Source organism: Allomuricauda sp. TY007, assembly GCF_010468565.1.
Classification (GTDB): domain Bacteria; phylum Bacteroidota; class Bacteroidia; order Flavobacteriales; family Flavobacteriaceae; genus Flagellimonas.
Genome location: NZ_WUEG01000058.1, coordinates 1 through 516 on the forward strand (window position 1 = coordinate 1; position 516 = coordinate 516).

The 516-nt window shown below is 54.1% G+C and carries 1 protein-coding gene; it reads right to left on the reverse strand.

What is annotated here, in order from left to right; all coding sequences use genetic code 11:
- The coding region (locus GO009_RS18030; protein WP_163627974.1) for an aminotransferase class V-fold PLP-dependent enzyme at positions 1-516 on the reverse strand (516 nt) is incomplete at both ends.

Genomic DNA, 516 nt, shown 5'->3' on the forward strand with positions numbered 1-516 from the left:
TCTTCGCCAGACCTTTGTGGTCGACCAGCTCACCGGTCACGTTCGAACATGCGGTGAATGCGCCTATTTTATGGGCTCGGTCCTTGTATTTCCACAAAAGATCAGCCAACCTGTCCGGACAGGGCATCATATTTTTCCCGGGAGGAACGATTACCACATCGGCCATGATTTCCTGCCAGGACACCTGGTTGGAGTGGTGTTCCATGTGGGTGACGAACACCACGGGCACCTCCTTTGGGTCGGACGGCCGTGGCCCTTTGAGGCCCATTATGCTTTGTAACCGGGCCAATGCCCCCGTCATACCGTTGCCCGTGGTCACCAAGACATCATCCCCATCGGCATTCACATGCGCTTTGATGCGTTCACGGGCCTCCATATAGAGATTGGAGGTCACTTTCCCCGTCTCGCTTGAATAGGAATGTGTATTGGCAAGATAGGGGCCCAGGTCATCCATGAGCTTCTCCTCTATGGGTCGGTATAACCTTCCGGTGGCGATCCAATCGGCATACAAAATTT